General features: G+C 35.5%; 19 protein-coding genes. 14 read left to right on the plus strand and 5 right to left on the minus strand.

Annotated features, from left to right (window positions below):
* Positions 1-68: 68 nt before the first annotated feature.
* Entirely contained in the window at positions 69-1,529 is a 1,461-nt protein-coding gene (locus EYD45_RS15070; protein WP_130965393.1) for an aminoacyl-histidine dipeptidase, read from the minus strand.
* Positions 1,530-1,704: 175 nt separating this feature from the next.
* Between EYD45_RS15070 and EYD45_RS15075 the strand changes: the two genes are divergently transcribed.
* Positions 1,705-2,772 (plus strand): DUF3810 domain-containing protein, encoded by a 1,068-nt coding sequence (locus tag EYD45_RS15075; protein WP_130965394.1) that lies wholly within the window; start codon positions 1,705-1,707, stop codon positions 2,770-2,772.
* A gap of 62 nt (positions 2,773-2,834) precedes the next feature.
* Here EYD45_RS15075 and EYD45_RS15080 read toward each other — a convergent pair whose 3' ends face one another.
* A complete protein-coding gene (locus EYD45_RS15080; RefSeq protein ID WP_130965395.1) occupies positions 2,835-3,623 on the minus strand; it encodes a DUF6503 family protein in 789 nt (262 codons plus the stop codon).
* An 83-nt stretch (positions 3,624-3,706) separates the two neighbouring features.
* On the opposite strand from EYD45_RS15080, the gene EYD45_RS15085 reads away from it, so the two are divergent.
* Positions 3,707-4,501 (plus strand): TrmH family RNA methyltransferase, encoded by a 795-nt coding sequence (locus tag EYD45_RS15085; RefSeq protein WP_130965481.1) that lies wholly within the window; start codon positions 3,707-3,709, stop codon positions 4,499-4,501.
* A gap of 78 nt (positions 4,502-4,579) precedes the next feature.
* Entirely contained in the window at positions 4,580-5,812 is a 1,233-nt protein-coding gene (locus tag EYD45_RS15090; RefSeq protein WP_130965396.1) for a M48 family metallopeptidase, read from the plus strand.
* Positions 5,813-5,818: 6 nt separating this feature from the next.
* Here EYD45_RS15090 and EYD45_RS15095 read toward each other — a convergent pair whose 3' ends face one another.
* Positions 5,819-7,429 carry a S41 family peptidase gene (locus tag EYD45_RS15095; RefSeq protein ID WP_130965397.1) on the minus strand — a complete coding sequence of 537 codons (1,611 nt, stop codon included), beginning with the start codon at positions 7,427-7,429 and terminating at the stop codon, positions 5,819-5,821.
* A gap of 166 nt (positions 7,430-7,595) precedes the next feature.
* Between EYD45_RS15095 and smpB the strand changes: the two genes are divergently transcribed.
* The 5 genes from smpB to EYD45_RS15120 all read left to right on the plus strand — a co-directional run bounded on the left by smpB (position 7,596) and on the right by EYD45_RS15120 (position 11,711).
* A complete protein-coding gene (gene smpB / locus EYD45_RS15100; RefSeq protein ID WP_130965398.1) occupies positions 7,596-8,054 on the plus strand; it encodes an SsrA-binding protein SmpB in 459 nt (152 codons plus the stop codon).
* 110 nt (positions 8,055-8,164) lie between these two features.
* Positions 8,165-8,728, plus strand: coding sequence for a hypothetical protein (locus tag EYD45_RS15105; protein WP_130965399.1), 564 nt, complete (start codon positions 8,165-8,167; stop codon positions 8,726-8,728).
* Between the two features lie 8 nt (positions 8,729-8,736).
* Positions 8,737-10,554 carry a Xaa-Pro dipeptidyl-peptidase gene (locus tag EYD45_RS15110; protein WP_130965400.1) on the plus strand — a complete coding sequence of 606 codons (1,818 nt, stop codon included), beginning with the start codon at positions 8,737-8,739 and terminating at the stop codon, positions 10,552-10,554.
* 11 nt (positions 10,555-10,565) lie between these two features.
* Positions 10,566-11,114 (plus strand): pyridoxamine 5'-phosphate oxidase family protein, encoded by a 549-nt coding sequence (locus EYD45_RS15115; protein WP_130965401.1) that lies wholly within the window; start codon positions 10,566-10,568, stop codon positions 11,112-11,114.
* Positions 11,115-11,711 (plus strand): methyltransferase domain-containing protein, encoded by a 597-nt coding sequence (locus EYD45_RS15120; protein ID WP_130965402.1) that lies wholly within the window; start codon positions 11,115-11,117, stop codon positions 11,709-11,711.
* A gap of 34 nt (positions 11,712-11,745) precedes the next feature.
* Here EYD45_RS15120 and EYD45_RS15125 read toward each other — a convergent pair whose 3' ends face one another.
* Together EYD45_RS15125 and EYD45_RS15130 are read right to left on the minus strand one after the other, a co-directional pair.
* Positions 11,746-11,973 (minus strand): putative signal transducing protein, encoded by a 228-nt coding sequence (locus tag EYD45_RS15125; RefSeq protein WP_130965403.1) that lies wholly within the window; start codon positions 11,971-11,973, stop codon positions 11,746-11,748.
* A 101-nt stretch (positions 11,974-12,074) separates the two neighbouring features.
* Positions 12,075-12,719 carry a protein-L-isoaspartate(D-aspartate) O-methyltransferase gene (locus EYD45_RS15130; RefSeq protein WP_130965404.1) on the minus strand — a complete coding sequence of 215 codons (645 nt, stop codon included), beginning with the start codon at positions 12,717-12,719 and terminating at the stop codon, positions 12,075-12,077.
* A gap of 176 nt (positions 12,720-12,895) precedes the next feature.
* Between EYD45_RS15130 and EYD45_RS15135 the strand changes: the two genes are divergently transcribed.
* The 6 genes from EYD45_RS15135 to EYD45_RS15160 all read left to right on the plus strand — a co-directional run bounded on the left by EYD45_RS15135 (position 12,896) and on the right by EYD45_RS15160 (position 20,075).
* Positions 12,896-13,855, plus strand: coding sequence for a Gfo/Idh/MocA family protein (locus tag EYD45_RS15135; protein WP_130965405.1), 960 nt, complete (start codon positions 12,896-12,898; stop codon positions 13,853-13,855).
* A gap of 336 nt (positions 13,856-14,191) precedes the next feature.
* Positions 14,192-15,082, plus strand: a complete 891-nt coding sequence (locus EYD45_RS15140; RefSeq protein WP_130965406.1) for a 3-hydroxyacyl-CoA dehydrogenase family protein — start codon at positions 14,192-14,194, stop codon at positions 15,080-15,082.
* A gap of 51 nt (positions 15,083-15,133) precedes the next feature.
* Positions 15,134-15,796, plus strand: a complete 663-nt coding sequence (locus EYD45_RS15145; protein ID WP_130965407.1) for a YggS family pyridoxal phosphate-dependent enzyme — start codon at positions 15,134-15,136, stop codon at positions 15,794-15,796.
* Between the two features lie 74 nt (positions 15,797-15,870).
* Complete coding sequence (locus tag EYD45_RS15150; RefSeq protein WP_130965408.1) at positions 15,871-17,238, plus strand: exonuclease domain-containing protein; 1,368 nt, start codon at positions 15,871-15,873, stop codon at positions 17,236-17,238.
* Entirely contained in the window at positions 17,238-19,202 is a 1,965-nt protein-coding gene (locus tag EYD45_RS15155; protein ID WP_130965409.1) for a DUF3857 domain-containing protein, read from the plus strand. The genes EYD45_RS15150 and EYD45_RS15155 overlap by 1 nt, the downstream gene beginning before the upstream one ends.
* A gap of 24 nt (positions 19,203-19,226) precedes the next feature.
* Positions 19,227-20,075, plus strand: a complete 849-nt coding sequence (locus EYD45_RS15160; protein ID WP_130965410.1) for an ion transporter — start codon at positions 19,227-19,229, stop codon at positions 20,073-20,075.
* The last annotated feature ends 124 nt before the right edge of the window (positions 20,076-20,199 follow it).

Consider the following 20,199-nt stretch of genomic DNA (forward strand, 5'->3'; position numbering starts at 1 on the left):
GTTTAACTGAAAGGTTAGTGCGTAAAAACCCGCTACTTTTCATATACAATACCGTTAACGAAACCCTTCTAATTCTCAGGTATCGCCTTTAAAATCTCCAAAACAAACTTCCAATATTTTTGAACAGACGAAATTTGCGCACGTTCATCTGGAGAGTGTGCGCCTTTGATGTTTGGTCCAAAACTTATCATATCCATATCAGGATAGTTTTGCCCCAAGATGCCACATTCTAAGCCAGCATGACACGCCGCAACATGAGGTTTTTCCCCATTAAGTTCTTCATAAAGCTTGGTCATTACTTTTAAAATAGCCGAATCCATGTTGGGTGTCCATCCTGGATACGCCCCAGAGAACTCTACTTCACAACCTGTTAGTTCAAAAGTTGCTCTTAAGCTATTTGCCAAATCCAGTTTTGAACTTTCAACTGAGGAACGCGTTAAGCATCCCACTTTTATGTGTCCGTCTTTTACAATTACCCGCGCAATATTGTTTGAGGTTTCCACCAAATCTGGGATATCGGCACTCATGCGATATACACCATTTAAAGCGGCGTACATAGCCCTGGTAAAACCTTCTTGCACTCCTAAATCTATGATGTTTTTTGGCGTGTTGCATTTGGTAGCTTCTATTACCAAATCGGGCTCCATGGTGTTATATTCTTTTTTAATGCTTGCTGAAAGTTCACTTATTTTGGAGATAAAAGCATCTTCATGTATTACATCAATAGCAACTACAGCTTTACTTTCCCGAGGAATTGCATTACGTAAACTACCGCCATCAATTTCAGAAATGCGCAGACCAAACTTCTCAAAACCATCAAATAATACACGGTTCATAATTTTATTGGCATTCCCCAAGCCTTCATGAATTTGCATGCCTGAATGTCCACCCTGTAAACCTTTTACGTTGATTTCAAATCCAACTTTGAATTCTGGCGTCTCTTCTTCGTCATAGGTTCTGGTTGCTGTAATATCCACACCTCCAGCACACCCCACTCCTATTTCGTCATCTTCTTCGGTATCTAAATTCAATAGAATACCACCTTTTAGCAATCCGCCTTTTAAGCCCATAGCACCTGTCATTCCCGTTTCCTCATCAATGGTAAATAATGCCTCAATTTCTGGATGTGGAATATCTGTACTTTCTAAAATTGCCATAATCGTGGCAACTCCCAGACCGTTATCCGCACCCAATGTTGTGCCTTTGGCTTTTACCCAATCGTCTTCTATAAACATCTCGATGCCCTGTTTATCAAAATCGAACTCGGTATCGTTATTTTTTTGATGCACCATATCTAAATGCGACTGCATTACTACCGTAGTTTTATCTTCCATTCCAGGGGTAGCAGGTTTCCTTATGATAACATTACCTACTTCGTCCACAATGGTTTCCAAACCAAGGTTTTTGCCAAAATCTTTCATAAATGCGATGACGCGCTCTTCTTTTTTTGAAGGTCGTGGTACGGCATTTAAATCAGCGAATTTATTCCAAAGTACTTTGGGCTCAAGTTGTCTTATATCGTTGCTCATGCGGTTGTTTTTAACGAATACCAAAGATAGCAAAAATGCTACGACATTAGCAGCTACTCCTGATTGAAACGGCATCCTTTTTTAAGGCACGAGAAAAAGATATAGTGGAAAGCAGGAAGAAACTTTTGGGAAGCAGCACGAACGCTGCGGTACAAATTTTTAGTATTTTTGAGATATGCTGAAAAAGAAAAAAACGCTTCTTGCTTTAAGCTTAATCCCGCAGATATTGCTGGTAAAATGGCTCTCGAAGTACCCAGAACTTATTGAGCAGTACTATAGCGAAGGGTTGTACCAAACATTGTCAAAACTATTTCGGTTTGTTTTGGGTTGGCTGCCATTTTCATTTGGTGATTTGGTTTATGGATTGGGCGGACTTTACATGATTTGGTGGTTTTTAAAAAACAGAACACGGATTTTAAAGGACTTTAAACATTGGCTGGTGGATGTTTTTGCTGCGGTGTCGTTAATTTATTTTGCGTTCCACTTGTTTTGGGGGATGAATTATTATCGTTTACCACTGCACGATAACTTAAATTTGAATGCGGATTATACCACCGAACAGCTTGTGCATGTGATTGAAAAGTTGATTTCTGTTTCGAATGATTTGCATTTAAACCTCATGGAAAATGATACTTTAAAAGTTGATGTACCTTACGATAAAAATGAGGTATTTAATTTAATTCCAAAGGGTTATGACAATTTAAAAACAGTGTTTCCCAATTTGGAGTATCATCCTGAAAGCACAAAACAGTCTTTATTTAGTTATCCATTAACTTATATGGGTTTTAGCGGGTACTTAAATCCGTTGACTAATGAATCGCATGTAAATGGGCGGATTCCCATGTATAAATTTCCCACTACAACGTCTCATGAAATTGCGCATCAATTGGGATATGCCGCCGAAAATGAAGCGAATTTTATCGGCTTTATGGCAGCATCAAATAATGACGATATCTATATTAAGTATTGTGGATATACCTTTGGGCTTCGGTTTTGCCTTAATGAAATTTACAACCGGGACGCATGTCTTTTTGAAGATTTACTCGCTGATGTAAACAAAGGTATTTTAAAAAACTACGAGGAATCCAGAAAGTTTTGGCAGGCTCATGAAAACCCTTTTGAGCCTTTTTTTAAACTGTTTTATGGTAATTTTTTAAAGGCAAATAATCAAAGTAAAGGTATGGAAAGCTATAGCTATGTTGTGGCGCTTTTGGTGAATTACTTGGAGAACGAACCGCTTTAATTTAGTTACTCTTAAAGAGCGTAAGCCATAGATAATTTCTTTAAAAATTTTACTACAGGTGACTATTCTATAATTTTAGCGCCTTCTGAAACCTCAAAAATTTGAGGATTAGGTTTTTCTTTGGTTAGCTTAATATTTGTGAATTTTAAATCGTTGCGCTTTTCGGTTGGCAAATTATTCTCGTATTTATACCATGTAAGCGTTTCTGGTAATACCAGTCCGTTAACAGTTTGCCAATTGCTGTATTTAATAAAATGAAATTCTTTACTTTTTTCTTTTGAGAAGAATGTCACCGTATAACCTAACCATTCCATCTTGTGAGTTTCAGGGTTATAATATATGATATATTCATCTTCAGGTGACTCTCCCACTCCCGCTTCGTATGAAATCTTTATTCCTGGGTATGTTTCTCCTTCAAATTCTAAAGATGGTGCATCTTGATATATAATGCCGTCGTCCGCTAAAACAAAAGGCATCGCATAAAAATAGAACATCAAATTATAGTAAAACTTAGGGTTCTGTTTGTACTGGGTGGTGTCTTTGTTTTTTAACCAAACGTTTTCGCCATCAAAACCGATAGTGTGTTTTGGCATTTCTATGAGTGATTTTCTGTTTTTTAAGTCGGTTTTGGTCACCTCATCTCCATTTGGTTTTTGCATGGTAAACTCTAGAAATTGCATATCGTTCCATGTGTCAACACCACCATGCGCATCAAAAACTTTTATGATGTTTTCGGGATATATGCTTGTAGTAACATCTAGCTTTTCATCAGCGTAATTTGAGGTGTCTTTTTTATCATTTTTACATGACATTACAATAACGAACAATAACAATGGAAATAAGGTTTTCATATATGATAATTTTAAATACATCTGGTTTGACGAAGTTAAGGGAATATAATTACAACAAATCCGCTACATTTGCCTTACTATTTATGAAAACGATACACAGTATTCAAAATCCTACGGTTAAGCAACTAGTGCAGCTTCGTGATAAATCCCGCGAGCGCAAAAAAACTGGCTCATTTTTAATTGAAGGTAAGCGCGAAATTTCTTTAGCTATTAAGGGAGAATATGAATTAGAAACCATCTTATTTTATCCTGAATTGTTTTCAATTGATCAGCTAAACAATTTAACAAATCAACAAATCAACACTATTGAAATCTCAAAAGAGGTGTACCAAAAACTAGCCTATCGGGATACCACCGAAGGTGTTTTAGCAGTAGCAAAATCAAAACTAAACACCTTATCAGATTTAAAATTCCAATCTGAAAGCCCTTTAATTCTGGTAGCAGAAGCTCCCGAAAAACCTGGAAATATTGGTGCCATTTTAAGAACTGCTGATGCCGCCAATGTGGATGCAGTAATTATTGCTAACCCAAAAACCGATTTATACAATCCGAACATTATCCGCTCCAGTGTTGGCTGTGTATTTACCAATAACATTGCTAATGGAACTACTGATGAAATTATTGATTTTTTAAAGTCCCAAAACATTCAAATTTACTGTGCCGCTTTACAGGCTTCAGTTAATTATCATACTCAAGATTTCAAAAAACCATCTGCCGTTGTTGTGGGAAGCGAAGCCACTGGTTTAAGCGATATTTGGTTGGAAAATTCTAGTCAAAATATTATTATTCCTATGCAGGGTGAAATAGATTCTATGAATGTATCGGTTGCTGCTGGAATACTTATTTTTGAGGCAAAAAGACAGCGAGGTTTTCTTTAAAAAACTCGCAATTATCAAATAACAAAATACAAATTCCAAAAGTTAGTTGGAGTTTGAAATTTTTAAACATTAAAACTCATGAACTCACAGAGTTTATTTTACATCATCATCGGCATAATCATTATCAATTTTATAGTTGATAAAATTTTGGATGCCTTAAACGCCAAACATTTTAACGATACACTTCCCGAAGAATTACATGATGTATATGATAGTGCAGCATATAAAAAATCTCAAAACTATAAGGCAACCAAGTATAAGTTTGGATTGATAACTTCCACGTTTTCTTTTTTATTGACTCTTGGATTTTTATGGTTTGATGGGTTTGAATTTGTAGATAACATTGCCAGAAGCTACAGCGACAATCCAATTATGATTGCCTTGATTTTCTTTGGAATCATTATGGTTGGCAGTGATATTATAACCACGCCTTTCTCCTATTACAGCACGTTTGTTATCGAAGAAAAATTTGGTTTTAACAAGACCACCAAAAAAACCTTTGTTTTAGATAAAATTAAAGGCTGGCTCATGACGGCAATTATTGGTGGCGGTATTTTGGCTTTGATTATTTGGTTTTATCAAATTACAGGAAAACACTTTTGGTTATATGCTTGGGGACTGGTTGCGGTGTTCACCTTATTTATGAATATGTTTTATTCCAAACTTATAGTACCGCTGTTTAACAAACAATCTCCTTTGGAAGATGGTAGTTTGCGAGATAAAATTTCGGCGTATGCCAAGACTGTCGGGTTTAAATTGGACAAAATTTTTGTGATTGACGGTTCTAAACGCAGTACAAAAGCCAATGCCTACTTTTCTGGTTTTGGAAGTGAAAAACGAGTAACGCTTTACGATACGCTGATTAATGATTTAGATGATGAAGAAATTGTCGCGGTTTTAGCACACGAAGTCGGACATTACAAAAAGAAGCACATCATTTTTAATCTGTTTGCTTCAATTTTACTTACAGGATTAACCTTATTTATTCTGTCGCTTTTTATATCAGAACCTATATTATCACAGGCTTTGGGTGTGGAAAACCCAAGCTTTCATGTTGGATTGATTGCTTTTGGATTGCTTTACGCTCCTATTTCAGAAATTACAGGGTTGATTATGAATGTGTTTTCCAGAAAATTTGAATATCAAGCAGATGATTATGCGAAGAATACTTATAAAGGCGAACCACTAATCACTTCACTTAAAAAGCTCTCAAAAAATAGTTTAAGTAATTTAACACCACATCCTGCTTACGTATTTATGCATTATTCGCATCCTACGCTTTTAGAACGGATTAGGAATTTGAGAAGTTAAATAATTCTAATTACTCCTGTTTTTACTCTTTTGAATATCGTTTAAAATCCAATCCAGTTCTGGATCTCTTTGTTCTTGAATGTCTTGGATTGTTGGCAGAATTTCAACATCTGGCTTTATACCATAACCATTAGGCTCTTGTTTATAGGGTGCTTCAATTTGCATCAAGCCAATTCTGGTTGCCAACTTTGAATTTGGCAATTCGTATAGCTTATAAAACCCTGCCACGGTACCGTTGTATGCGCCTCCGGTTTCCTCACCAACGAAGGTTGCGCGTTTGGTAGCATGCAAATTTGTGGAAATGATGGAGGACGCCGAAAATGAATTACCGTTAATGAGCACATATACTTTTCCTTTAAAATTAAGCGGATTTGGTGCTTCTGGTTTGGCATACTTAAATTTGTAATACAGCGTACCGTCGCGCTTTTTAACTCGAAGCAAATTTTGCACTATTAGAATAGGAGACAATACACCTGACAGTATTTTAACCCCTGTGGGTGTCGTATTGCTCATTATAGATTTTAAAATGGGCAACCTGCTATTTACTTCACTTTCTGTGATAAATTGAAATTCTTTATCGGTTAAATAAGAATACAAACGTTCTATTTCCGATATACGTCCACCGCCATTATCTCGTAAATCTAAGATGAAGTGTTTTGCGTTGGCTGAATCTATTTTTTTAAAACTTTCCTCGTAAAACTTCTTGTAGTTGCCGTTTGAAAATCCTCTTATTTTCATGTAGACCACAGTACTGTCTTTGCCTATAAAACTGAAATTCCTAGTGTATTCCTTGGTTCTTGATATGTAGCCGTGTTTTTTATTGTACTTTTTTCGTTTTTTTGCTGCTGTCTTTAAGCTATCTTTTTGTTGTCTGGTTAGCTTTTTAGGTTTTGGTTTTTTAATGCTATCATTTTTTATAGCTGTAGAATCTATTTTCTTTTTTTCCTTTTTAGGAATCCGTTTAAACATCTTGAAAAATACAGAATCCTTGGTTTTAAAGGTAACTTCCAGACTATCCAAAAACCCCTTATCCCTTACATAAAACGCTCTAAACGCTTTGCTCACAAATCTATCATGTAAGGTGGTATTAAACCCATCTGATGCGAAACGGGTTTTATAGGTTTCCACTAATTTTGAAGCTGGTTCACCCGCTATTTCTATTACCTCTGCTCCAACAAATGACGAATCTTTTCCTACGGTACGTTCTACTAAAAGTTTACCGTCTACGTATTCAAAATCCAAGTCGTAAAACTCAAATTTCTTTTCTTTAAGTACTTTTCTTTCCTTTCTTTTAAATTGCTTTCCTGGTGGACGAACCGACACATGTCCCTGCCTTACATTCGTTAAAACTGGAGCTAGTTTTCTATAAAAATCACGCGAATTCATCGGCACTTTAATGGATTGTTTTAAGCTATCAAACTTAAAATCCATAGCGCTTTTTGGGGTATATTGATACAGTTTGGGATGGTGCTTTTGTAATTGATGATACAGCTTATCAACATCTTCTCTTAAATCTTCAACGGCGTGTAATTTCGCAATTTGTTCATTATGCTTTTTTACGCTGGCACAGGATGAAACCAAAAGGATGAAACCAAAGATTAGTAAAAATTTCTTCATACTCAAAAAGGATATTATGCTAAAATAGAAGCATTTCAAGAGATACAAAAACTGATTAGTTTTTATTTAACGTTTTAGGTTTCAAACATGATTATTTTTCATGTTTAAACTCTAAATTGAACTATTAAGGTCCTTGTTTTGCGGGAATTTATGTAGTTTTGCTCCCATGCAAAAAACCATTAACATACAGAATAAGAAAGCACGTTTTCAATATGAAATATTGGATAAATATACTGCTGGTATTGTGTTAACTGGTACCGAAATAAAATCCATTAGAAATAGTAAAGCCTCCATAGCCGAAAGTTTTTGTGAGTTTAATGACCGCGGTGAACTTTTTGTGGTGAATATGACGGTGGAAGAATACGCATTTGGTAATTATTACAACCATAAGCCTAAGGCTACAAGAAAACTTCTACTGAATAAGCGCGAACTAAAAAAGCTGGAAAAAGAGGTTAAAAATACAGGGCTTACAATTATACCGCTACGTTTATTTATTAATGATAAGGGTTTGGCTAAACTTGATATTGCATTGGCCAGAGGTAAAAAACTGTATGATAAACGTGAAACTATTAAGGATCGCGACAACAAGCGTAATCTTGATAGAATTAAGAAAATCTACAAGTAAAAATACTTTTGGTTTTCAAACCACGAAAAACTAAATCACAAAAAATTAAGAGTGTATTAACCTTAAAAAGGTTTCTATTTTACTAATTTGCCTTTTCAAATTTATTAAGAATGAAAAAATTAGCATGTCTACTTGTATTAAGCTGTTTTGCTATTTCTATCCAAGCTCAAAAAAAATCTAAAACAAAAGCAAAAACTGAAACCAAAGAATTTGCTATTGATAGTTCTAAAGTGCTTACGCTTGATAAAACCATAAAAACGCTTTATCAAGTGATTTCTGCTGAAAAAGAAGAAGAACGCAATTGGAAACAGTTTAAGTTTTTATTCTATCCTGGGGCCAAATTAATCCCAACCGGAATGAATCAGGATTACGTATACAAAGCTAAATATCTAACACCTCAGGAGTACATCAACAACTCCAAAAAATGGTTAAAAATGAATGGCTTTATTGAAAAGGAAATTAGTAGAAAAGTAAACGCCTTTGGTAATATTGCCCATGTATTTAGCACTTATGAAAGCTATCATAGTAAAGATGATGAAAAACCATTTATGCGAGGCATTAATAGTATTCAACTGGTATATGATGAAGACCGTTGGTGGATTGTGAATATATTTTGGGCACAAGAAACTGAAGAATATATGATTCCTAAAAAATACCTTCCTAGAAAAAAGTAAATCTAATTATGACAAACGTATCAAAATACTGCTTTAGCCTGTTGTTTTTCATTCAGGCTTATGCTGTTGCGGCACAAGAAACGACAACACCTATTTTTAAAGATGGAGAAGCACAAATAGTTGAAGCCTTTAATACACCTGAAAAATGGATTAGGCAAGATTTATTTGTTGAAACAGAATTTGATTCGGATGGTGACGGTAAATTAGACAGGATGCATGTAGATGTTACACGCCCTTACCAAACCAAAACCGAAGGATTAAAACTTCCTGTAATTTATGAATCCAGCCCGTATTATGCTGGTGTTGCTCCAGATGTAGACGGTGTGTTTTGGGATGTAAAACATGAGTTAGGCGAAATGGGACCTGAGCGCGTAAACCCAGAAGTTACACGTCTTGGAGAACGCCCAATTATTTCAAATTCCCAAATTAAAACTTGGGTACCGCGTGGTTATATCGTTGTGCATTCCGCTTCACCTGGAACAGGATTATCGCAAGGGTCACCAACAGTGGGTGGTGATAACGAATCTTTAGCCCCAAAAGCGGTGATAGATTGGCTAAACGGGCGCGCAAAAGGCTACACAGAACCTTATGGCGATGAAGAAGTGAAAGCATTTTGGAGTACTGGAAAAGTTGGAATGACGGGAACATCATACAATGGTACAATTCCATTGGCGGCAGCTACTACCGGTGTTGATGGTCTGGAAGTCATCATTCCTGTCGCACCAAACACGTCATACTATCATTATTACCGAAGTAATGGTTTAGTACGCTCACCTGGAGGTTATCTTGGTGAAGACATTGATGTGTTATATGACTACATTCATAGTGGCGATGAATCCAAACGTGCCGCAAATAATAAAAGAGTAAGAGATACCGAAATGAAAAATGGTATGGATAGAAAAACGGGAGATTATAATGATTTTTGGGCTGGCAGAGATTATTTGAATGATATGGCACCCATGAAAGCAGCCATGTTAATGTCGCACGGATTCAACGATTGGAATGTAATGCCAGAACACAGTTATAGAATATACAAGAAGGCTAAAGACATGGGGCTAGAAACAGCCATTTACTACCATCAATTTGGTCACGGGGGCCCACCTCCAGTTTCTATGATGAATAAGTGGTTTACGCATTATTTACATGGTGTGGATAACGGTATTGAAAATGAACCTAACAAAGCATTTATTGTGCGTGAAGGCGACAATATGAAAAACCCAACGGCTTACAAAGATTATCCAAATCCTGATGCTAAAAATGTAACGCTACACCTTACCGCTGGAGCTCCCAAAGCTGGCGGTTTAACACTTACTAAACCAAGTTCTCAAAAAACAGAAACACTTATTGATAATTATTCGTTTGATGGTGCAGCACTAGCAAAAGCAGATATCACAGAACACAGACTGCTTTATGTTACACCAAAACTGACTAAGGACATCCATATTTCTGGTGTCCCAAAAATCACAGTTACATTAGCAAGTAGTAAACCTGCAGCTAATTTATCGGTGTGGCTGGTATCTTTGCCTTGGAATGAAGGCAGACGTGTTAAAACAACAGATAATATTATTACCCGCGGTTGGGCAGACCCGCAAAACCACAAATCAATAAGTGAAAGTAAGCCCTTAAAACCTGGTAAATTTTACAAGGTTACTTTCGATTTGCAACCGGATGATCAAATTATAAAAGCAGGACAACAAATTGGGCTGCTAATTTTTTCAAGTGATAAAGAATACACCTTACATCCAGAACCAGGAACAGAACTTACAGTAGATTTAGATGAAACAAAACTAGTTTTACCCATAGTTGGTGGACTTGAAACATTCTAAAAAACAAAATAATGGCTAAATTTTATACTGAAATAACACCAGAGCTACAATCTTTTATTGAAGAACAAAAAATATTTTTTGTAGCGACGGCTGCTGCGAAAGGTAGAATTAATCTATCCCCAAAAGGACTAGCAGACACCTTCAAAATAATTGATGAAAACACCGTGCTTTGGTTAAACTTAACAGGAAGTGGCAATGAGACCGCAGCGCATGTTTTGCAAAATAATAGAATGACCATTATGTTTTGTTCCTTTGAAGGTAAACCCCTTATTCTACGTCTATATGGCACAGCAGCTGTGTATCACGAGAGAGATACCCAGTTTCAAAATTACAAACACCATTTTCCTGAAATTCCTGGTACCAGACAAATTGTTGAAATGACTATTGATAGCGTACAAACCTCTTGTGGCTATGCAGTACCTTTCATGGATTTTAAAGAAGAACGTCAGCAACTGAATTCTTGGGCTGAAAAGCAAGGAAAAGAACGTATTGAAAAATATTGGAAGGAGAAGAATGTAAAGAGTATTGATGGGTTAGAGACTAAAATCTTTAGAGAATAAATGGATATAACAGAAGACTACTGGTCCAAACGCTACCAAGAAGAAAATACTGGTTGGGATATTGGAGCACCTTCTACGCCATTAAAAACCTACATCGACCAACTAGCTGATAAAAGTTTAAAAATTATAATCCCAGGAGCAGGTAATGCCTATGAAGCTGAATACCTTTTTAAAAATGGATTTAAAAACATTTACATACTAGATATCGCAAAAGTACCTTTAGAAGCGTTTCAAAAAAGAGTTCCTGAATTTCCTTCAAAACATATCATTCACGATGATTTTTTTAAACACCAAAACACTTACGATTTAATTTTAGAGCAAACCTTTTTCTGCTCCTTTCCGCCATTACCTGAAACACGAAAAGCTTACGCAAAAAAAATGTTTAACTTATTGAAACCTAATGGGAAATTAGTTGGGCTTTGGTTTGATTTCCCACTGACGGGAGATATGGAAAAGCGTCCTTTTGGTGGCACAAAAGAAGAATACCTAAGTTATTTTAAACCGTATTTTAAAGTTATAACTTTCGAGCGAAGTTACAATTCTATTACACCTAGAATGAGTAATGAATTGTTTGGAATTTTTAAGAAAGACTATTAGTAATGTTTATTAATTTAGACAAAAATTGAATATTCTAGATTAAATTATCTTGACTGTTTTCAATTCCACTCATTATTTTTCTAACTTTTTCCAAATCTGATTCTCGTACCTGAAGTTCAATTTCAAATGTGGGTATATAATTCATTAATTGTGTTGTAAACTCGTTTTTCAAAAAACACTCTATGCCTTCCGATTCCAAACGACTTTTCAGAATAACTAAATCTGACTCAACACGAGCTTTTTTGATAGTTATTAATTCCATTATTTCTTATTGAGTTTATTAACTATAAAATTTTACTTCAATTAAATTTAACAAAATTACTTGATAACATGAAATAATTTCGCAACTTAATATCTGCAAGACTAATTCCTATCCTCCAACAAAGGCACAAACCGAAATTCCCCCAATTCATGCTTTTCAAATTCCTTAGGCCCTTTTCTGATAAAGAGTGTCATTACTTGCACATCATCACCAACGGGAATAACCAAGCGCCCACCATCTTCTTTTAATTGACTCAATAAAGGCTTTGGTACAAATGGCGCACCAGCTGTAACTATAATACTGTCAAAAGGAGCTTCTCCTGGCAAACCTTTATAGCCATCGCCAAATATTAATTTTTTAGCTCTGTACCCCAACTTTGGTAAGAACTTACTGGTTTTTTTAAATAGTTCCTGTTGGCGTTCAATACTGTAAACTTTTGCTCCTAGCAAACACAAAACAGCGGTTTGATAGCCGCTACCAGTACCTATTTCTAGTATTTTATCTCCAGATGTAACGTTCAAGAGTTCCGTTTGAAATGCTACGGTGTATGGCTGGGAAATAGTTTGATCTGCAGCAATAGGAAATGCCTTGTCTTGATAGGCGTGGTCTAAAAACCCAGAGTCCATAAATAAATGTCGGGGTATTTTTCCAATAGCTTCCAGCACCTTTTCGTCCTGTATACCCTTGGCCTTTACGATGCTAACCAATTGCTGGCGCATGCCTTTATGTTTAAATGTATCTTTCAATTGTTGGGAGGTTAATCTGGCTAAAATTACACAAACATTTTTAAGCGAAAAACAATTTTAGCAGAATTTAAATTTAGTATCTTTAAGCTGTAAAAAACAACGTTTTCTTTCTCAAGTAAAGACGTTTTTTTCAAATAGTTAAGTAGTAAAAATAGCTTCAATACAAAAATAAAATTATGCTAAAAGCTGGTGTGTTAGGTGCAGGTCATCTGGGAAAAATTCATTTAAGACTTTTAAAACAATCCGATAAGTATGAACTGGTAGGTTTTTACGATGCAGATACTGCAACTGCCCAAAAAGTTGCTGATGAGTTTGGGTATAAGCTTTTCAAATCCATTGACGAATTAATAGATGCGGTTGACGTTGTGGATATCGTAACACCAACACTTTCACACCATGATTGTGCCATAAAAGCCATTACCAAGGGTAAACATATTTTCGTTGAAAAACCCATCACCAATACCGTTGCAGAAGCCGAAGATATTAGAGCACTGGTAGCACTTCATAAAGTAAAAGGACAGGTAGGACATGTAGAGCGTTTTAATCCAGCCTTTCTTGCGGTAAAAGAAGATATTAAATCACCAATGTTTATTGAAACACATCGGTTGGCTGAATTTAACCCAAGAGGTACCGATGTTCCTGTAGTTTTGGATTTAATGATTCATGATATCGATATCATTTTAAGCATTGTAAAGTCTGAAGTTAAACATATTTCGGCGAGCGGTGTTGCGGTAATTAGTGATACGCCCGATATTGCCAATGCCAGAATAGAATTTAAAAACGGCTGTGTGGCAAATTTAACGGCCAGTAGAATTTCATTAAAGAAAATGCGTAAAGGCAGATTCTTCCAAAAAGATGCATACATCTCGGTAGACTTTTTAGAAAAGAAGTGTGAAGTAGTTAAAATGAAAGATGCGCCTGAAAACCCAGGAGATTTTGATATGATTTTACAGAATGCTGAAGGTATTAAAAAACAAATCTACTTTGATAATCCTAAAATCCTGGATGTAAACTCTATTCTTATGGAACTGGAAACATTTGCTGATGCAATTAATAATGACACTACTCCAATAGTAACTTTACACGATGGTACGGAAGCATTGCGCGTAGCCAATATGATTATCAATCAGTTTTAAATAGCCCCACCTAACCTCCCCAAAAGGGAGGAACCACAAGTGATACTTTTAGAAGTTAGAGTTTAAAAATTTGAAGTTAAAAAAAGCAAATAGCAGAAAGTCAACACCCAAGTTCGGACAAAATCCGAATTATCAATCTGCAGAAATAATGAGCATTATCGAAATTTAAAATATATTTTAAATGAAGATACAAACGCAGTTTAATGGAGACGCAAAGCGCAGCTTTAAGCGCGTAATTCTGAGAGCGAATGGTGCTTTAGCAATTTCCTAAGATTGATTTGATTTTTTGGTTCGTTTTGCATCAAGGCAAAATGAACATAAATAAAATATTAAAAAATGAAAGACATAGCAGTAATAGGCGCAGGTACCATGGGAAACGGTATTGCCCACGTTTTTGCCCAAAACGGGTTTAAAGTACAACTTATTGACATTAGTAAAAACGCTTTAGAAAAAGGAGTACAGACCATAACTAAGAATTTAGACAGAATGGTAGCCAAGGAAAAAATCACTTCATTGGATAAAGAAAATACACTTAATAACATCGCTTGTTTCACTAATATAAAAGACGGTGTTGCAAATACAGAATTAGTTGTTGAGGCTGCCACGGAGCGTCTAGATTTAAAGCTAAATATTTTTAAAACATTAGATGAGGTATGCAATAGTAAAACTATTTTGGCAACCAACACCTCCTCTATTTCTATAACAGAAATCGCTGCGGCCACGTCGAGACCAGACCGTGTTATAGGTATGCATTTTATGAATCCTGTCCCGATTATGAAATTGGTAGAAATCATCCGAGGATATAATACAAGTGGTGAAGTAACCAATATCATAATGCAACTCTCTAAAACCTTAGGAAAAGTTCCTGTTGAAGTAAATGATTATCCAGGGTTTGTTGCCAACCGTATTTTAATGCCAATGTTAAACGAATCCATCGAAACCTTGTACAACGGCGTAGCAGGTGTAGAGCAGATTGATACAGTTATGAAGTTGGGAATGGCACACCCTATGGGTCCTTTACAATTGGCCGATTTTATTGGTTTAGATGTTTGTCTGTCCATTTTGAATGTTATGTATGATGGGTTTAAGAATCCGAAATATGCACCGTGTCCACTATTGGTAAATATGGTTAATGCAGGAAAATTGGGCGTAAAATCTGGAGAAGGATTCTATGATTATTCTGAAAGTAAAAAGGCTAAAAACGTGTCTCAACAGTTTTTGAAGTGATGCATACATCCTTATTTGACTAAGACTTCCCTTAGTATTAACTTTGCAAACATGAGCATACAACAAAACTTAAAACATATACTTTCCGAAGTTCCCAAAAACGTCACCCTTGTTGCCGTTTCAAAAACAAAACCAGTTGCAACCATTATGGAAGCTTATAACGCTGGACATCGCTTTTTTGGCGAAAATAAAGTTCAAGAAATGGTAGATAAATATGAGGAAATGCCAAAAGATATCGACTGGCACATGATTGGGCATCTACAGCGAAACAAGGTAAAATATATGGCAGGCTTTGTGCGTTTAATTCACGGTGTGGATAGTTTTAAATTATTAAAAGAAATTAATAAACAAGCTAAAAAACACAACCGCATTATCGATTGCTTATTTCAAATTAAAATTGCTGAGGAAGATTCAAAATTTGGAATGAAAGCAGAAGATGTCTCAAATATTTTGTCTTCAAAAGAATTTTCAGAATTGCAAAATATTAGAATAACTGGTTTGATGGGTATGGCAACTTTTACAGATGATGAGGCTCAAATTAAAAAAGAATTCATGTATTTAAAACATACTTTTGATACCCTAAAATCGTTCGAAACCTTTAACTTTAAACCCGAAATTATCAGTATGGGTATGAGTGGAGATTATAAATTAGCTATTGATTGCGGCAGTAATATGATTCGTGTAGGTAGTAGTATTTTTGGTGCAAGAAATTAAAACACATAGTGGACAAAAACATATTATAACTTTTAACTTTTAACTTTTAACTTTTAACTTTTAACTTTTAACAAATCTACGCAGTATTAGACATAGAAACCACGGGTGGTAAGTACAATGAAGAGGGAATTACAGAGATTGCCATTTATAAATTTGACGGTCATGAAATTGTTGACCAGTTTATAAGTCTTGTTAACCCAGAGCGTGATATTCAGCCTTTTGTAGTAAATCTTACTGGTATAAATAGCAACATGCTACGCAATGCCCCAAAATTTTACGAGGTTGCTAAGCGTATTGTTGAAATTACTAACGACTGTATTATAGTTGCTCATAATGCACAGTTTGACTATCGCATTTTACGTACCGAGTTCAGTCGCTTAGGCTTCGAGTTTGAGCGTAAATCGCTTTGTACTGTCGAGCTTTCCAAATATCTCATTCCAGGACAAGCATCATACAGCTTAGGGAAACTAGTGCGTGCATTAGGTATTCCTGTTGCCGACAGACACCGTGCCTCTGGAGATGCTCAGGCCACGGTAAAGTTGTTTAAAATGCTTTTGGATAAGGATACTGAAAAAAAGATTATACAAGATGTAGTGCGTTTAAATCCAAAACGTCAATTAGAGCCCAAACACTTAGATATTATAGCAGAATTACCAGCCATAACAGGTGTATATTACATTCATAATGAGGAGGGAGAAATCATCTACATCGGTAAAAGTAACAATATAAAAAAGCGTATCAATCAGCATTTCACTAATTCTAATCCGAAATCAAAAAAATTACAAACTTTAGTTGCTGCGGTAACATATGAAGCTACTGGGAGCGAGTTAGTGGCACTTTTAAAAGAAAGTGAAGAAATCAAAAAGAATAAACCCATTCTCAATCGGGCCTTAAAGCGCACAAGTTTTACTCACGCGCTTTACAGTTTTATAGATAAAAACAATTATATCAATCTAAAAATTGATATTGCAGATGGAAGAAAAAAGCCCATTACCACATTTAGCAATCGGCAAAGTGGAAAAAGCTTCATTACTAGAGCAATTGAGGATTATAGCCTTTGCCAAAAACTTACGGGACTGTATCAAACCAAATCCAGTTGCTTTAACTATGAAATTAAAACCTGTGCTGGAGCTTGTATTGGCAAAGAACCCGTTGAAATATATAATAAGCGTGTATCATCTCTTATTAACAAAAATAGTTATGCCAATAAAAATATGGTAATAATTGATAAGGGAAGGGATATTGATGAACGCAGTGCAATTTTGATAAAAAATGGTGTGTTTCAAGGTTTAGGGTTTTTCAACCTTAACTATCAAATTAATAATCTGGACGTATTGGAATCAATCATTACACCGATGCAAAACAGCAGAGATACACAACACATTATTCAAAGTTACCTAAGACGCAATAAAAAAGTAAAACAACTAATCATTGATAGTTAATGAGACAAATTTTACAACTTCTAATAGTCTTAATAGGGGTTTCAATCTACTCACAGACCACCACTTCCAAAGACCCCGTTTATAGAGCTTCTCTAAGTGATTTAAAACTGGACAATTACCCAAAAGATTCTACTGCAAATGCACTCGTACTGTATGAATTTGGCAAAAGCTACGTTGATAGAAATGAATATGATTTGAGAACCGAAATAAAACGAAAAATAAAAATATTTAACAAAGAAGGTTTTGATAATGCAAACGTAACCATTTATCTGTACAAAAGTAACAGTAGCACTTATGAAAAAGTTGAAGATATATTTGCTTCCACCTATACACTAGAGAATGATAAAGTAGTACAAACCGAATTGGATCCAAAAAATATTTACCGAGAGGAATATGATGAAAATATCACCATGGTAAAGTTTACACTTCCAAACATAAAAGAGGGCTCAGTAATAACATATAGCTACAAACTTGAGTCCCCATACATGCGAAAATATCATGGATGGGAGTTTCAAGGACGTATTCCCAAGTTATATAGTGAATATAATACAAGTATTCCAGGAAATTGGCTATACCACATAAAGCTCGTTGGAGGTAAAAAACTAAGCACCAATACCATGGATATAGAAAAGCAATGTTTGCAAATGTACAATGGTGCTAGCGCTGATTGTTCTGTAGCAAAATATATAATGAAAGATATTCCTGCTTTTATTGAAGAAGACTACATGACTACTGAAAGTAACTACCTTGCAAGAATTGAGTATGAACTCGAGACCTTTAGAGGAATGGACGGCACCGTAAAACACTACACAAAAACCTGGAAAGATGTAGACAAAGAGCTTAGAACAGAAAAGGATATCGGTAGGCAATTAAGAAAATCTATCGATGTAGAAGAACTTCTTAGTGAAGATATTATAAATATGTCCGATCCGTTGGAAAAAGCCAAAGCTATTTATCATTTTGTCCAAAATGCGTATACTTGGAATGGAGAATATCGCATATTTGAAGATGTTTCAGTTAAGAATCTTATAAAAAACAAGTCTGGTAATATATCATCAATCAATATACTGCTTCACAGTCTCTTGAGAGACAGTGGTATTACCGTAAACCCCATACTTCTATCAACCAGGAATAACGGATTTGCAACAAAACTATTCCCGGTTTTTACGGATTTTAATTATCTATTGGTGGAAGCCTCTATTAACGACAAAAAGTATTTATTAGATGCAACGGACAAGTTTTTAAATTTTGGACTTGTGCCCTACAGATGCTTAAATGGCTATGGTAGGCGCATAGATTTTAAGAAGGGCAGCGAATGGATTGATATAAAGCCTCCATTAAAATCTTCGATGCTTTATATGGTTGATTTAAGTTTTGATGAGCAGCAAAATTTAGTTGGATCTGTAAAAGGTAAAACAACTGGTTATCATGCGTTAAACTCCAGAAAAGCTTATTTTCCGAATGAAGACGCTTATGTGCAAAATCTTCAAGATAAAACTATAGATATTGATATTTCTAACCATAGCGTAGAGAATTCCTCTAAAACAAGTCCTAGTTTTACTGAAAGTTACAATGTGCAATATGAAGCTGAAAGTATAAGCGAAACTATATATCTAAATCCCTTCCTTTTTCCGTTTTTTAAGGAAAACCCTTTTAAACTGCAAGAGCGAACGTATCCTATCGATTTTGGTTATGAAGATCGCTATATTTATGTTTTAAAATTTGACTTGGGTGATGAATATATTGTACAAGAAAATCCAGAGTCACTAGTAATGAGTCTTCCTAACAAAACGGGGTCAATCACGTTTTCTACCAAAGTGGTAGGCAACTTGGTAAACATGACATTTAATATAAGTTTTAATGAAGCTGTGTATACCCCAGAATATTATCCATACCTAAAGGAGTTTATGAATAAGGCCGTAAACATACAAACCAACTCGCTAATAGTCTTGAAAAAGAAGTAATAAAACTTTACTATTTTTGGTACTATGGAAAACACCAAGCAACAAAGTTGGCGCAGTAAACTGCATGATATAATTTATGAGGCAGATACCCCAGCAGGAAAACTATTTGATGTTATACTCCTGATAGCAATTATTGCTAGTATTATTTTAGTAATGCTGGAAAGCATAAAGAGTTTTGACGAAAAGTACCATACCTTTTTAAATGTTTCCGAATGGATAATTACTATCCTTTTCAGTATAGAGTACATTGCGCGCATCATTACGGTAAAAAAGCCATACAAATATATCTTTAGCTTTTACGGTATTATTGATTTACTGTCAACAATTCCAAAATATATCTCGTTACTATTTGGCGGCATTCATGCCCTGGCTGCCCTTAGGGCGTTACGCCTTTTAAGGGTTTTTAGAATATTAAAACTTGCGCGATATTTAGGTGCATCAAACCTATTGATGTCAGCCATAAAATCAAGCCGTGCAAAAATATCCGTATTCCTTTTTGCTGTGTTAATTTTGTGTATCATTTTTGGCACGTTAATGTACCTTATAGAAGGAGAAGAAAGTGGGTTTTCCAGCATTCCTGTAAGTGTATATTGGTGTATTGTAACCCTTACCACTGTTGGTTTTGGCGATATCGCCCCAGTTACACCGCTTGGGCAATTTATTGCGGCACTTATCATGATTTTGGGTTATGGCATTATCGCTGTGCCTACAGGAATTGTTTCGGCAGAATATACCGCCCAAGGAAAGGATAAAAATAACAATGACGTCACAAATCCTGAGCTCAACTCCAAATCTTGCGAAAACTGTCTCGCCGAAAACCATAAAGACAAGGCAGATTTTTGCTATAATTGTGGCGAAAAATTACATATTTAAGTTTTGGGCGCAACCACAAGGGTCGGGCTTTCACTACTCAATCCCTCCTTCGTCGGGGATTTCAAACATGCCGTTCAATCCCTTGCGCAATTATCTACAAAAATCATTTTCATTCCCATGCTTT

It is taken from the genome of Hyunsoonleella flava, assembly GCF_004310325.1.
GTDB lineage: Bacteria > Bacteroidota > Bacteroidia > Flavobacteriales > Flavobacteriaceae > Jejuia > Jejuia flava.

Coding starts and splice junctions, on each gene's coding strand:
- EYD45_RS15120 (WP_130965402.1), top strand. CDS start 11,115: ATGGATATAACAGAAGACTACTGGTCCAAACGCTACCAAGAAGAAAAT.
- EYD45_RS15090 (WP_130965396.1), top strand. CDS start 4,580: ATGAACTCACAGAGTTTATTTTACATCATCATCGGCATAATCATTATC.
- EYD45_RS15155 (WP_130965409.1), top strand. CDS start 17,238: ATGAGACAAATTTTACAACTTCTAATAGTCTTAATAGGGGTTTCAATC.
- EYD45_RS15140 (WP_130965406.1), top strand. CDS start 14,192: ATGAAAGACATAGCAGTAATAGGCGCAGGTACCATGGGAAACGGTATT.
- EYD45_RS15105 (WP_130965399.1), top strand. CDS start 8,165: ATGAAAAAATTAGCATGTCTACTTGTATTAAGCTGTTTTGCTATTTCT.
- EYD45_RS15135 (WP_130965405.1), top strand. CDS start 12,896: ATGCTAAAAGCTGGTGTGTTAGGTGCAGGTCATCTGGGAAAAATTCAT.
- smpB (WP_130965398.1), top strand. CDS start 7,596: ATGCAAAAAACCATTAACATACAGAATAAGAAAGCACGTTTTCAATAT.
- EYD45_RS15160 (WP_130965410.1), top strand. CDS start 19,227: ATGGAAAACACCAAGCAACAAAGTTGGCGCAGTAAACTGCATGATATA.
- EYD45_RS15080 (WP_130965395.1), bottom strand. CDS start 3,623: ATGAAAACCTTATTTCCATTGTTATTGTTCGTTATTGTAATGTCATGT.
- EYD45_RS15070 (WP_130965393.1), bottom strand. CDS start 1,529: ATGAGCAACGATATAAGACAACTTGAGCCCAAAGTACTTTGGAATAAA.
- EYD45_RS15145 (WP_130965407.1), top strand. CDS start 15,134: ATGAGCATACAACAAAACTTAAAACATATACTTTCCGAAGTTCCCAAA.
- EYD45_RS15115 (WP_130965401.1), top strand. CDS start 10,566: ATGGCTAAATTTTATACTGAAATAACACCAGAGCTACAATCTTTTATT.
- EYD45_RS15110 (WP_130965400.1), top strand. CDS start 8,737: ATGACAAACGTATCAAAATACTGCTTTAGCCTGTTGTTTTTCATTCAG.
- EYD45_RS15095 (WP_130965397.1), bottom strand. CDS start 7,429: ATGAAGAAATTTTTACTAATCTTTGGTTTCATCCTTTTGGTTTCATCC.
- EYD45_RS15125 (WP_130965403.1), bottom strand. CDS start 11,973: ATGGAATTAATAACTATCAAAAAAGCTCGTGTTGAGTCAGATTTAGTT.
- EYD45_RS15085 (WP_130965481.1), top strand. CDS start 3,707: ATGAAAACGATACACAGTATTCAAAATCCTACGGTTAAGCAACTAGTG.
- EYD45_RS15075 (WP_130965394.1), top strand. CDS start 1,705: ATGCTGAAAAAGAAAAAAACGCTTCTTGCTTTAAGCTTAATCCCGCAG.